Source organism: Mucilaginibacter sp. PPCGB 2223 (genome assembly GCF_001705515.1).
Taxonomy (GTDB): domain Bacteria; phylum Bacteroidota; class Bacteroidia; order Sphingobacteriales; family Sphingobacteriaceae; genus Mucilaginibacter.
Genome location: NZ_MDJS01000001.1, coordinates 1,513,988 through 1,528,181 on the forward strand (window position 1 = coordinate 1,513,988; position 14,194 = coordinate 1,528,181).

Genomic DNA, 14,194 nt, shown 5'->3' on the forward strand with positions numbered 1-14,194 from the left:
ACATTTATTGTAATGACTCGATATATGGATAAAACATTATTTGTAGTTTTTTAACTCTTCACTAACCAATAATTCTAAAACTTCAAAAAACGATTTTGAATAATCCCATTTGAGCAATCTTTTCGCTTTACTGTTATCTCCGTACATGTCTTCGATATCTGTTGGTCTGAATAATTCTTTGTCTTCAACCAGTTTGTCAGCTGGTATCTTAAGCAGATCAAACACAAACGTTATAATTTCGCGTAAATAAATCGACGTGCCCGAGCAGATGATATAATCGTTAGCTTTATCTTGCTGCAATGATAGCCACATTGCTCTAACATAATCGGGGGCATAGCCAAAATCTCTTTTGATATCTATATTGCCTACCCGCAAAAAATCGGCGCGGCCATGCTTAATATCTAACGAGGTCTTGATTACTTTTTTAACAAAAAAATTGGAGCTTCTTAGGTAAGATTCATGGTTAAATAACACGCCGTTAGTGCAATATATATCGTAAGATTCGCGATAATTGATCCCTATCCAATATGCCGAGGCCTTCGATATGGCATATGGGCTAAGCGGATGGAGTGGCGTGACTTCAGTAACCGGCAGATTTGTTACTTTGCCAAACATCTCGCTGCTTGAGGCCTGGTAAACCCGGGTATCCAGTTTTAAAAGCCGGATGCTCTCTAATATATTCAGCAACGATTGTGTGTTGTAAGTAATGGTCCCGATCGGCTGCTCAAATGACATACCAACCGAACTTTGTGCCCCCAGATTATAAAATTCGCTCGGGCTGTATTTAATCAATATTTTGATAATACTCGAAAAATCAAGCAGATCGCACTCTTCAATTTTAATCTGCCCATCTATGTCGAGGTATTTAAAATTATTAAAATTAACATTATTGTAGCTCCGGGTAAGTCCCACCACTGTATATCCTTCGCTTAATAGTAATTTTGCCAAATAAGGCCCGTCTTGACCTGTGATGCCGGATATGCAGGCTATTTTCATTTCAAAAAGTTAATCATGTAATAATGAGCAAAGAAATCTGATATCAGGTAATTATAACATTAGTTTGGTCAAATATAACTCTGATATCTGAAATCATTAATAATTTTTTCCAAAGCATCGCCAGATTTTTTCCAGGAGAATTTTTTGTATTGACCGGCCCCCTTCTCAATTAGCCCGGCTCTCAGTTGCGGATCTTCGTGAAGCCTGATCATGGCCTCTGTAAGCAAGTCAACGTCGTAGGGGTTAACATACAAACTCGCATCGCCACATACTTCAGGAAGGCTTGAGGTATCAGATACTATAGTTGGGCAACCGGATGCCATTGCTTCAAGGGGCGGCATGCCAAAGCCCTCATACAGTGATGGATAGATAAAACAAAAAGCGGAGCGATAGAGATACGCTAATTCAACGTCGGTAATATATCCTGTTAATTTAATATTGGGCGAATCAGTGATCATTTCTTTTAGATCATGATCGGCAAAAACCTTTCCCTCAGATCCCACTATAACGAGTGGCAGTGCATCATTATTAAGCTTTTTATAAGCTTGTACAAGCTTTACAAAATTCTTCCTGGGTTCTAACGAAGACACTCCTAATAAATATCCCTTTTTTTTAACCTCAAGGCGTTTAAGAATATTTTCGCATTCCGGTGATGGGCTTCCGGTATTGGTAAACTCATTTGCAACACCGCAGTAAATAACAACAATCTTATCGGGTTCTACTTTCAATATGTTCACAATATCATTTTTAGAACACTCGCTGATCGTAATTATTAACTTACTGTTTTTAGCTATCCTGGGTAAAGCAAATTTGTAATAATAATAAAACGCTTTGCTAAACCATTTAGGGTTCACAAAAACCGTCAGATCCAGAATAGAGACAAATTGATTTTTATAGATTAGCGGAGCTGTATTGACAAAACTGATCAAAAGTTCTTTTCCGTTTTTATATAAGAAATAAGGCAGGTCTATTTGTTCCCAAAATACTGATTTTAATTTTCCGATGGTTTTGATTGGAAAACCTGATACGTTATATGAACTGTTAATAGGCTGGTTTGGCACCAGTATACATATTTCGCCCTCGTTATACTTACTAACCAGTTCGCGGGTCATTTCGTAGGCAAACCTCTGTGACCCAGTCTGTTTTTGGGTCAAAAATTTCCCGTTTATATATATCATTAGTCTATTTTGATTTTGATCAATTATTTTTTGTATGCCGTGGTCATTACACGTGCGCCTAATTTTAACGCAAATTGTTTACGCTGCCACTTTGCTATTCCATAAAATCTTTCTCCGCCAGATGACATAGGCAGTTTAGTTTCGTCCAATAATTCATAAATAAAAACAGCCTGCACAGCTTTATATTTTCTGCAATAGCCGGTAAAACTCTCAAGCCATTTTTTTTGTTCTTCTTCACTTGTTTTAAAGGTACCAAAAGCAGTGTTTACTTCTGTAAACCATATGGGCTTGTTTGTACGTGCCGAAATTGTTTTTACAATATCCACCCCCACTTTTTTCGAGTATTCGTCCATGTCCGAATACCAATGATATCCAATAATGTCAAAATTCACATTCTTTTTTTTCAGGAGGTCAAAAAAAACAAAATGGAACCAGCCACCGGTATTTATAATTGTTTTTGCGCCTGGGCGTTGGCTTTTTATACCGTCGATCATTCCTTTATAAAATGAGGCTAAAACATCCAGTTTATTAACATCATAGTCATCGGGAGAGCTCCCGCTTGTACCGGGTTTAGCCAATGCTATCTCCTGTTCGTTCCCCAGTTCAAAATAATCGAAGTAAGCGCCATATTTTTGTGCGAACACATTTCCGATGGTACGCCCTTTGTTATATGATACCTGGCTGTTATCATTAAAGTTCATCCCCATCATATATATCATTGGCAACAAACCGATATGAGCTGGTTTACTTAGTTTAACAAGTTGATAAAAGTTTGTTTCATTTCTGATATTCCCGCTGCTGTCTACCGGTACATCAAACCTATAGTAATTAAATCCAAGCTTTTTAATCATATCGATCTGCTGTTGCAGCGGTATATCCATATAAGTAGCCTGGTTAAGCGGGTGCCCGTTGATACCTTTTATAATTTTGACTGGTAGATTAGTAACGGGCGCAGTTATACCGGCCCGCAAAACACAGCAACAAACACCCAATAACAACGCGATACTTAAACGTTTCAAACTATTCCTGATATGTTTATGTTAAACATTTACTTCGCTTTCCCGGCTAAGAGAAAAGAGAATATTCTTCTATTTCTGTCTAAAAAACCGCCGATGCCGGAATGCAGCACCCTTTTTTTAGTAATGTTCCAATAAAAATATAATTTGGCCGTGTAGCTTGGGTTATATTTTTTTACAGACTTATAAAATTCGCGGTAACTATTGATATAGTTTTTGTCGCTTGTTCCGCCAAGCCTGAAATTCGCCAGTGTTTGGCTAATATGAATAAAAGGTACTTTATTGATCAAAAATCTATGGATAAGCTCACAATCCATCGCGTACCTATACTCTTTAGAGTAAACGCCAAACTCGTCATAAACGTTTTTGGTGACAAATGTCGAAGGATGAAATATCGACATGTATTTCCACAAGTCGGCCGAATTGGCTACCAATTCCATTGTTTTTTCATCGTTAAAATACCTGATATCACCAAAATATACACCTCCGGTTTTTTTGTTGGCTAAATAAGCGTTTGCAACGGCTTTTATAGCACTATCTGCAAACAGGTCGTCGCTGTTTAAAATGCCAACTATTTCGCCATTGGCCCGCAATATACCTTTATTAAAAGCATCGCTGATTCCTTCGTCTTTCTCCGAGACAAATACATTTATATTATCACGGTATTTATTGATGATGTTTATCGAGTTATCGGTTGAGCCACCGTCGATAACGATGTATTCAATATTGGGATAATCCTGATATATGATGCTCCTGATACATTCTTCAAGGTATTTATCACCGTTATAATTAATAGTTATTATCGATATCAGAGGAAGTGTATCAGTGCCCGGTGTTTGTGTATATACATTCATTTTTAGCTATTGATATGGTAAACGGCGGCTATGGGTTTCTTGAACGAAAGCACCTCGGCCCAGCGCGTTTCCTTTGCTCCGTATATTAAAATAAACGAGCACAGAATACCACCTGCATATGCCTCACCGTTTAGTAACACAATGATAAATAAGATTGAAATGAACCAATTAAGCTTTTTAAATACCATACGAAACAGATACATAAATACAAACAGGTATAAAAAACCAAGTTGATACGAAACCTCAGAAATTGAGGATGTAACCTGTAACATATTCTCGGCACTCTGCCTGCTTATACCAAATATGGGATGATCGAGTGCAATATTAAATGCTTTTAAAGTAATTTCGGCCCTATCGTTGACTGATCCGGCGGCCAGTGTATTTTCGTGAGTAAAAAGCTTATCGATGGTTTGTATGTAAATCATGTTGCCGATATCCAAATCGGTTGCGCTGGCCAGATAAACGCTTCCGAGTACAAGCAACGAAACTAAAGAAATTAAACAAATGCCGAACCTTTTTTTCAATACCCGATCATCCGAAAATAAAAATATCTGCAGCGCCAGAAGCAAAACCATGATAAAACCACTGGTAGAAACTGTGAGTAAAATACTTACTAAGAACACGATAAGTACCTTATTGTTCCTTTTATAGAACAAAAACCAATAAAATGCGAAAAGCTGATTAAAAGCCCAGGCACCGGGTTCCCAAAATATACTTTGTACCCGTAAATCGTTTGATACCCTATCTGTGTAAACCAACAGGTTATAATATCCACCTGTGTCGGCACCGCCAAACAAGTCGTTAGTATGGGTCGGCAAGAGTGTTATCCATGAATAATTGATTAGAAAAAGGATACCAAATACGATACTTATTATAGACAAATAATAGATTACCTGGGCAAATTTATCGAGAATAGATAGCAGCGTTTTTTTGTTGTAAAAGCCCAGGATAAAATACACAATCATGATTGAGAATGTATTAAACAGGTCAAATGACACATTAAATATCTTCGATATTAATGGAAAAACAGCTAAAAAAAAGACAATTGCATTTGGAACTGCAATTGTCTTTGTAATTTTTACCTGGAAAAAGAGATACAGTAATAAAAACAGGTCTAAACCTATTTTAACGGCATTGGTATACTCAAAAAACAACCATGAACCATTGGCATACACGGCAAAAATAGCCAGTATATATTCAGCATAGTTTTCAATAGCTTCTTTTTTTATTGATTTCATCATCTACAATTAAAAATGAAGCGCTATAGATCGCATTAATACGTTTTATGAATTTATATACGTTATGCTACTGTTCTGATATGAGTAAATTTAATCAACATTCAAATTTTAACTAAAAAACCCCTGTTTTAAAGGCGAATGAAGTAAAAAAAGTTTTTGTTAAAATCATCGCAAATAAAATAAAAACCTTCGTTTAAAATTCGCCTTACTATGTCCGATATTACCTTTTCGCCTGTAATTGAAGGATGGAATTCGAGCGCTATTTTCTTAATATTCGAGTTTTTCAGAAAGGATACATCTTTAAAAATTTCGACCTCTCCGCCTTCAATATCTACACAAAAATAGGTAGGGTTATACTTTTTTATCAAATCATTTAATTTGATGACTTTTATTTTAGCAGGCTTCCCATCAATTTCGCTAAATATTGAAGACTCGCGGTGATCATCTTTTATAAAAAAATCTATCTCGTTTTTGTCAAAGTCATTACTTACAACTATCTCGTTGTGAACATCAAAAGCGATATGGTTTAACGCCATATTTTTTTTGATGAGCGAAATCAGCTTCGGGTTAGCTTCAAACGCCACTACTTTATTTTTAGATATTTTCTGTGCAGTAATTGAGTTGAACCCAACACCACAGCCAAGTTCGACATATATATCATCCGGCTCTAATGTTGTTCTGATGCAATCATTTTCACCAGCCTCATAATGTTCCTTAACTATTTCTCTAAATACCTGCCGGCTAATTACCGGGTCGTTAATAGATAGTTTAACGCCTAATTTTGTTGTATGTGTTTGTTTAATTTTCCTGAATGGATAAAGCAACTCGGCAACAATGACGTTGGTTACACGAGGGATAAATCTTAAAACCTTTTTTATATATGACATCTGTGATTAATTACATTATTTACTAAAACTCCGCTATTTAATAAATATTAACGAATTTATAATTAGTATAATCGAAACCGGGTGCTATGTGCAGGTCATCAAAAACCAATTCGGGTAATTCGTTAAATTCAAATCCAAAATTGGCGAGGCTCGCCGCGATAGATTTCACATTAGGATAGTATTCGCCAACGAGCGCCGGTGAAGTTGGGCAAGGATGATGAGGTGGTGCACATTTTTCGATATTGATTTTTTCGTGCTTGTTGTGGGTAATTGCAAAGCCGATGAAAGATGCAAGAATCCCCCCCTCAAAAGGTGCGGTATCGACTGCAACAACGTTTTTGCATGCCAGTAAAGCTTTTATAGTATCTTCAGAATAGCGTTTGTCGGCAGAGAAGTATTTTAAACAAATGACCTTACCTTGATATCCGTATTTTTCTTTGCTAAAATCAATAAACTTAAGGCACTCGACCAGCCCATCACCATAAGTTAACAGAGTAAAGTCCTCTCCATCGCCGTATATGGCAGCTGTTTCAAATTTATCATGGGTTACGTCGTATCCCAACTCAAACTGCTCCATAGTTTTATACAGCCAGCGGTGCTCTAAAAGCACAGAAGGTTTGTCGATCAGTGTTGAGTAAATTGATGCTCTGTAGGCATCAAGCGGCGTTGCAGGGATAAAGATATCCAAACCGGCAGCCTGCATAAATATTGAGTGGTAGTTTGCGGTATGTTGCGGGCCATTGCCCCATTGCCTGCCTATACAAATGCGTAATGCTACCGGGCAAGGATAGTTACCACCAAACATATAATCCCAACGGGACGCCTGGGTGAATATCTGATCAAAAGCAAGCATCGCGAATTCGATCCTTCCGTGGTGAACTATGGGCCTTAACCCCTGCGATGCCATGCCGACAGCCATACCTGTGAAAGATAGTTCAGAAACAGGTACGTCAAGCACCCTGTCCGGATATAATTCTGCCAAACCTTTTGTACTGCCGTCAGCACCGTTAGCATAATTTACCCCCAAACCAATAATATATGTGGAATCGTTATTTTCTAACTGATAAAGGTGGCCTTCTCTCAGCGCTTCGACAAAATTCATATTCTAACTTTTATTTGATTTCTAATATTTAAAAACTTCTCCTCGGTTTCTTTAATTGTGTTTGCAATTAAAGCTTCTACTTTTTCCGGTTCAACACCATTTTGGATCAGCAAATCCTTACTAACTGTTATACAGTCGTTGGCTTCAATAAATTCCGGCGTATCATTGACACGATAACCAGGTGCTTTTTCTTTCATCGGGCCGCTGTGTCCGTAAGTACCCCTAACAACATCCAAATGCAAAACCGCCGGTTTTCTATCGGCAAGTATGTTTTCTTTCATCAGTTTCGTTTGCTTGCTTACAGCGTTAACATCCCTTGCTTCCATACGGTGATACGTGGCGCCAAGGCCCTCGATGATTTTCGGGTACGAATAATCTTTTGCTTTTCTGTCGCTGTGAGCTGATATAACTGAATACTTGTTATCCTCAATTACAAATAACACCGGTACGTTCATTAAAGCAGCAAGGTTTATAGACTCGTAAAAAGCGCCCTCTTCAGCAGCCCCATCTCCGATAAAAACAACAGCTATATTATTTTTTTTCGAAGCTTTGATCGAAAATCCGATACCTGTACCTAAAGGAGCAACACTGCCCAGGATAGGTGTAGAACCAACAAAGCCTACCGACCGGTCGAGCATGTGCATCGACCCCCCGTAACCTTTGCAGCACCCTCTGGAATCGCCGTATACCTCATACACCATCTTGTCGAAATCACCGCCCTTAGCCAGGTAATGGTGATGCGATCTATGATTACCCATTACCAGGTCATCTGTCTCTAACGCCGAGCATACGCCTACTGCCGAACTTTCCTGCCCGATGGAGAGGTGTAAAAACGAAAATATCTTACTTTTAAAAAAATCGTCTGCGATGAGCTCTTCAACTGCTCTGATCTGAACCATCTTCGACAACAAATTCATTGAGAATTCTGTGCTTAACATATTTATACTTAATTAAAGTCTATTATTATTCTTGAACATTTCCCTGATTTCATAACATCGAAACCTTCGTTAACCTGCTCTAGCCCTATAACGTGCGATACGAGATTTTTGGCAAGGGCCGCGTTGCTGTTAACATCTTTTACAATTTCATCAAAATCTGTATCCGGGTTAAAACCGCCGCCATCAGAAGCAAATAATTTAATCCCATCAAAAAACTTCAACGGATCTTCCAGTTTAAGCGTCTCGCCGGTGCGCGGTTGCCCGATTAAAACAAATGATCCTTTTTTGGCCAGTAAGTTAAAACCTGATGATATGATATTTACATCGCCGGTAGTATCCATAATGACATCGAACTTCCCTTCCAGATCGGCAAATTTAAATCCGTCCTCAATGCTGTGAAAATCCACATCGAACTTATCAACAAATTGTTTTTTTGATGAGAATTTATCAACTATCACAATCTGGCCGAAGCCAAAAACCTTGGCCCAAAAAAGTAACGACAGGCCCAGACCGCCTGCCCCGGTAATCAATATACGGCTGTTTGCGCTGATTGTAAGCTCCTTTTTAAAGATACCCCATGTGGTCGACAAAGCGCAACCAATTAACGGGTATACCAGCCTAAGTTCATCGTTTTTGGCAACGGGCGATACCCTATTCTCCGAAACGACCGTGATCTGGGAAAAAGTGGTTACCGATCCCGACCCGATTAACCCGATTTCTGATTCATAGCGGGGGCCGAACACATCAATACCCGAGGCTTTACGCCAGTGTAGTACGACAAAATCACCAACTTTAACTCTGCTAACGTCTTCGCCTACTTCGATAACTTCGCCATAACCTTCGTGCCCCATTAAATGTGGCAAGTAATTATCAACACCTTTAACAGCGTTGATCTCATTCCATTGGGCACCGCACAATCCGGATGTTTCCATCCGTACTTTAACCTGGCCGCGTGCTACCTGGGCGTCTTTTAAATTGAATATCTCAAGCGGTTGATGCTGCTTAGTTAAAACTGCAGCTTTGAATTGTTCCATTAAATTTGATTGATTTGTATAGTGAACGATTGTGTGAATGATTATGCGCCCTGGTAACTACGGTTAAAGCAGGGCAATTAACAAATTTTATAACCAGGTTAAATAAGCCCGCGTCTGAAATTATCACATGGCTGGCACGTAAACAGGTTAATACATTATTAATGATTGAAGTATGGATGGATAAAGGTTTTATATCATTAATATCAGAATATGTTTTAATGCCTAACGCCAGTGCCGAATCGCCGTAAGATATGTATGGTATATTATCCGGATATTTTGAATTAAAAGCCATTAGTTCTTCTGAAGTTGTTAAGTTAACATATACATATTGGTTGCCTATCTGCCGGATGAAAGAATCCAGCTGCGGATTCGACAATTTATTGTAATCAATTTCGTATTTATCGTTAACACAAGCAGGGTCTATCCCCAATTTGAGAAAAAACAAATCCGGATAATTTACAATCGGATCGTTATCATACGTCCCTAACTTAATAAGCTGTCCGTATTCCTTCAGCGTACTGCTAAATTCAGTATCTAACTCATAAACTTTCCGGTGTTGTGCCGGAAAATCGATATGATGAATATTGGCAGGCAATGCAAATAATATCTGTGCTGCCTTAAAGTACTCCGGGTGACAAACAACGTATATATTATCAAATTTACCTGCGAGTTTTTTTAATGCGGGTACAATTACCCCGATATCGCCAAGCCCGCCGTGTGGTACAATTACAATATTTTTAAAAGAGCGCCACCTGGCATTATAATACCGCCAAACCAAAGCCGGAAACAAAAACCACAAAATATGCTTACCCCTTCGTTGTAGCGCTTTAATTACCTTCATAAAAAAATCATTCGTTAAAATCTGCAATATCCGCCCGGTATGTCGGCCCGATTGAAACAAACTTAGCCGCGATATTGTTGGCTATTTTAACTGATCTTTTAATGTCTGAACCCGTGGCCAGGGCAACAGCGATTACCGCCAATACAGAGTCGCCGGCTCCCGAAAGCTCTTTCACTCTTGTTTTAATACTGGGTACCGAGAAACACTCTAAAGCTGCGTTGCAACAAAAAATGCCATTATCACCTAAGGTAACCACAAGGTATTGTAAATTCAAAAGCTTAACCAGTTCCTTACACTCTTCCGGAAATTCGCTCGACAGGTTGTACCGCAGCTTGATCATATTAAACTCGTGCTTATTAGGTTTAAGTAAAAAAACCGAATTAAAGCGCTGCACATCATCCCGCTTGCTGTCAACAAATACTTTTGCGTTAGCCTGTTTTGCTAACTGAACTACCTTTTGTGCCAAATTGTAGGTAATTACCCCTTTGTTATAATCGTTTAGAATAATGAACGAATCAGGATTTACCATTTTTTTTAAAAGCTCAATTATCGCCGATTCCGACTCGGCGGATATATCAGAACTATCTTCGTCATCAAACCGTATTTGATGATTGTGGTTATAAAGCGCTATGATTCGCGTTTTTAATGAGGTTTTTCTGCCGTTCTGAACGATAAGCCGTATATTATCTTTCGTTTTTTCCGAGAAAAAATCATCCCGGAGTTTTTCAAAATCATTCCCTACAACCGAAATAAAGGTGGAGTTATGCTGTAAATTTTCAATATGCGCATGTACATTAAATGCCCCGCCACAACTATTAATAACTTCCCTAACATCTAATACCGGAACAGGGGCCTCCGGAGATATCCTTGTTATATCGCCATAAATAAACCTGTCTAAAATAAGATCGCCTAAAACAATAAAATTCTTCATTAAAAAATTATTCAATTAAAGTACTCTATTAAGAAAACAGAGATTATAGTAATAATGTGGGCAAATATAGCCTATTCAGCAAACTTTTAATACGTTAGGGCTGCTTTTCAATGTTCATTGCAGTAATCTTTCGTATTTTGGATTTTTGTTCTTTGAAAAAATAAAATAGTAAACCTGTATCGGAGAAGTAATGGTCCCCAGTCCAAGACAAATCAGATTACTGAGTACTATACCATTTAAGCCCATCTTCATGTTTATTGTCAGAAATATAGCAAGCGGAATATTTATAACAGCAGTAACAATTGACAGGTACATAGATAGACGTAACTTACCTATGCCATTAAGCACATACGCAAAAATATTGTTCCATGTATAGATTATAGCATATACTCCCATCAACAGCGGCAATCCTTTAGGCATAACAATTGGTTCTTTTATCCATATTTTAATAATTTCATCACAAAAGTAAACGACAAGTAAAATAAAGAATATAATAGGAATCAATAATTTGCACATCAGTTCTATCTTCTTTTGCATCCACTCAATATCTCCTTTAGTATATGCTTCTGTATACGACGCAAAAAAAGGCGTCATTAACATATTCATTAAATAACCTATGTTATTAAATATCAAAAATGGCACAGCATATACGGTAACCAATTTTGGCCCGAGTATGTTTGAGATGATGATATTATCCGTACAAAATACTATGATGCTTATAATCTGCATAAGGAAAAATTTCAATCCCAAATTCAGAATAGAAGAGACTTTTGACTTTTTAAAGTATTTGATGCCAGGTTTAAGATAGGTGTACTCTGTAAAAAATAGTACAGAAACAATCAGGATTGCTATTAAAAGACTGCTTGAATATAATACGGCTGTCATGATCAAACTCACCGGCCGTCCATGAAAAAACACTACCAGTAATATTATAAAAAGTGTATTTCCGATTATCAAAATTACGGATGTCAGTGAGTTACGTTGTACCGCAATAAGTATTTGATTGATCAATGCGAGCACAACATAGATGATCATGCAGTAGATAAATGTCATTACAACTATCCGCAGTTCGCCGTTACTCACTATTTGGGTATTAAATACCTTATTCCAATTAAAAAGATAAAATAATGGAGTTACGATAATGATGGCGCCTATACCAAATATGGCCATTGCAAAGTATGCTGTCGATACATATCTTTTGGCTTCGAACAATCGGTTTTTGGCAAGAGCTGCCGACAGCTTGTTGCGCAAACCGCTGCCAATACCTATATCCATCAGTGAGAGCCATTGCAATATAGTTAGCAAGGTAGACCAAACACCATACTTTTCGGCGCCAAGCTTGCTGATTAAAAAAGAAACCAAAAAAAGGCTCAGACCGATAGACAACAGCTTTAATACCATGGATGTACTAAGCTGTTTCAGGATATTTTTGTCGCGCGATTGGGAGTTCAGTTCGTTAACCTTGATCTTATTCGCACTAAAAATATTAAGCTTCGCTACCCTCATAATCAATATTCAGTTTGCCCTGGTCACCTAATTCTTTATCCTTTAAAAGCAATCATCAATGGCCTTACATAAAATATGGCCGATCAAAATATGCATTTCCTGAATATTAGCAGTAATATCGGATGGTACGACAATGTTAATATCGCACAACTCGCTCATTTTACCACCATTGCGGCCAGACAGGCCCAATGTTTTGCACCCTTTTGCCCGCCCATACTGTAAAGCATTTAAAACGTTAGTGCTGTTACCGCTTGTTGATATGCCGATAAGGAGGTCGCCTTCCCGGGCCAATGCCTGCACCTGCCTTTCAAATATCCGGTCAAAACTATAGTCGTTGGCAATGGCTGTAATGGCCGAAGTATCGGTGGTAAGGGCTATAGCGGGTAAACCGTCGCGTTCCTTCAAATACCTCCCGGTAAACTCGGCCGCTATGTGCTGCGCGTCGGCTGCGCTGCCCCCGTTGCCGAAAAGGTACACTCTGTTGCCTGCTTTGACTGTAGATACGACCATTGCACATGCATTTGCAATAGCTTCGGGCAACTGGTCTTCTACCGCAAGGGCAGTTTGAATATGTGTACGGATATCGTTTTTTACCGCTAAAATATCTCTCATTTATTAAAATAGAATGTTAGAAGTTGCTGAACAAGCTGTTGGTTTGGGCATTAACGCTGTTACCTTATCTGTTCATGAATTCGTTGTATCTCGTCGATATATGCGGCAATACCTTTTTCGAGTGTAAACTCAGGTAGGTACCCTAAATTCTGGCTGGTCGCAGTGATATCAGCACAAGTATTATTCTGATAAAAAGTGAACGGGTTATCAATGTATTCGACCTCAACTTTTTTATTGAGATGTTGACTTAAAACAGATACAATATCATTAAAGGACCTTGACTTACCATAACCAACATTATAAATCCCCGGCTTACCATCGACTGCCTTAATATTAGCCTGTACTACATCATCAATAAAAACAAAATCCCTGAGCTGCTCGCCATATTTAAACAATTTCACCTTGTTATTTGACAGCATTTGAAGGCCGAGCTGCAGTATCATTGACGCGGTTTTTCCTTTGTAATATTCTGCATTTCCATACACATTGAAGTAACGCAGTCCGGTAATTTTAGCCAGAGGGGTTTTTGGGATTATATCGCGCGTAATGTTATCCATCATCAGTTTGCTAAATCCGTAAACGTTTTCAGGATGTTCGCCATACCCCACCCGATTAGGTGCCTCCGAATTACCGTAGGTACCTGCCGATGACGCGTATACCAGGTGTGCGCCTGTGCGGGCAGCAAGGTCGATAAAGAACTTAAGCGTATTGGTATTTGTTTTGATAACCAAAGACTGGTCCATTACGGTAGTATCGCTGATGGCGGCCTGGTGAAATATATAATCCCACGAATAAGCATTCAGTAAAGCCAGGTCATCCGGGTTATTGATATCGCCTGAAATAACTGTATGAGCAAAATTCCGCAAATTTTTAAAATGACCTAATGCCGTGTGATTCCCGGACGGGAATCTTTCGCTTGACTGAAATTTATCGAATACTACAATATTGCTGTCGGGGTAGTTTTTTTGCAGGTAAAACGCAATATTACTGCCAACAAAGCCGGCTCCGCCGGTTATCAGGATATTTTTGTTATTAAAATTCGTATTCATTCTTTATTTATT

The 14,194-nt window shown here is 38.5% G+C and carries 14 protein-coding genes; all 14 read right to left on the minus strand.

The window, feature by feature from the left end:
- Positions 1-36 precede the first annotated feature (36 nt).
- A complete protein-coding gene (locus BEL04_RS06495) occupies positions 37-996 on the minus strand; it encodes a GDP-mannose 4,6-dehydratase (protein WP_066001460.1) in 960 nt (319 codons plus the stop codon).
- A gap of 68 nt (positions 997-1,064) precedes the next feature.
- Positions 1,065-2,108: a glycosyltransferase family 1 protein gene (locus BEL04_RS06500; RefSeq protein WP_175404004.1), complete on the minus strand. Its 1,044-nt coding sequence runs from the start codon at positions 2,106-2,108 to the stop codon at positions 1,065-1,067.
- Between the two features lie 89 nt (positions 2,109-2,197).
- Positions 2,198-3,025, minus strand: a complete 828-nt coding sequence (locus BEL04_RS06505) for a glycosyl hydrolase (RefSeq protein ID WP_175404005.1) — start codon at positions 3,023-3,025, stop codon at positions 2,198-2,200.
- 197 nt (positions 3,026-3,222) lie between these two features.
- Complete coding sequence (locus BEL04_RS06510; RefSeq protein WP_066001469.1) at positions 3,223-4,044, minus strand: glycosyltransferase family 2 protein; 822 nt, start codon at positions 4,042-4,044, stop codon at positions 3,223-3,225.
- A 2-nt stretch (positions 4,045-4,046) separates the two neighbouring features.
- Positions 4,047-5,285, minus strand: coding sequence for an O-antigen ligase family protein (locus BEL04_RS06515; RefSeq protein ID WP_083227786.1), 1,239 nt, complete (start codon positions 5,283-5,285; stop codon positions 4,047-4,049).
- Positions 5,286-5,410: 125 nt separating this feature from the next.
- Entirely contained in the window at positions 5,411-6,169 is a 759-nt protein-coding gene (locus BEL04_RS06520) for an FkbM family methyltransferase (protein ID WP_066001473.1), read from the minus strand.
- A 37-nt stretch (positions 6,170-6,206) separates the two neighbouring features.
- Positions 6,207-7,271, minus strand: coding sequence for a hypothetical protein (locus BEL04_RS06525; protein WP_066001474.1), 1,065 nt, complete (start codon positions 7,269-7,271; stop codon positions 6,207-6,209).
- Entirely contained in the window at positions 7,268-8,170 is a 903-nt protein-coding gene (locus tag BEL04_RS06530; protein ID WP_066001476.1) for a thiamine pyrophosphate-dependent dehydrogenase E1 component subunit alpha, read from the minus strand. Before BEL04_RS06530 ends, BEL04_RS06525 begins: the two co-directional genes overlap by 4 nt.
- Positions 8,171-8,217: 47 nt before the next feature.
- Complete coding sequence (locus BEL04_RS06535) at positions 8,218-9,243, minus strand: medium chain dehydrogenase/reductase family protein (protein WP_066001477.1); 1,026 nt, start codon at positions 9,241-9,243, stop codon at positions 8,218-8,220.
- Positions 9,212-10,084, minus strand: coding sequence for a hypothetical protein (locus BEL04_RS06540; protein ID WP_066001478.1), 873 nt, complete (start codon positions 10,082-10,084; stop codon positions 9,212-9,214). The genes BEL04_RS06535 and BEL04_RS06540 overlap by 32 nt, the downstream gene beginning before the upstream one ends.
- A gap of 7 nt (positions 10,085-10,091) precedes the next feature.
- Positions 10,092-11,015, minus strand: a complete 924-nt coding sequence (locus tag BEL04_RS06545) for a bifunctional heptose 7-phosphate kinase/heptose 1-phosphate adenyltransferase (protein WP_066001479.1) — start codon at positions 11,013-11,015, stop codon at positions 10,092-10,094.
- Between the two features lie 114 nt (positions 11,016-11,129).
- On the minus strand, positions 11,130-12,521 hold the full coding sequence (locus BEL04_RS06550) for a lipopolysaccharide biosynthesis protein (protein ID WP_066001481.1): 1,392 nt from the start codon (positions 12,519-12,521) through the stop codon (positions 11,130-11,132).
- A 42-nt stretch (positions 12,522-12,563) separates the two neighbouring features.
- Positions 12,564-13,133: a D-sedoheptulose 7-phosphate isomerase gene (gmhA, locus tag BEL04_RS06555; protein WP_066001482.1), complete on the minus strand. Its 570-nt coding sequence runs from the start codon at positions 13,131-13,133 to the stop codon at positions 12,564-12,566.
- 59 nt (positions 13,134-13,192) lie between these two features.
- Complete coding sequence (gene rfaD / locus BEL04_RS06560) at positions 13,193-14,182, minus strand: ADP-glyceromanno-heptose 6-epimerase (protein ID WP_066001483.1); 990 nt, start codon at positions 14,180-14,182, stop codon at positions 13,193-13,195.
- Between the last annotated feature and the right edge of the window lie 12 nt (positions 14,183-14,194).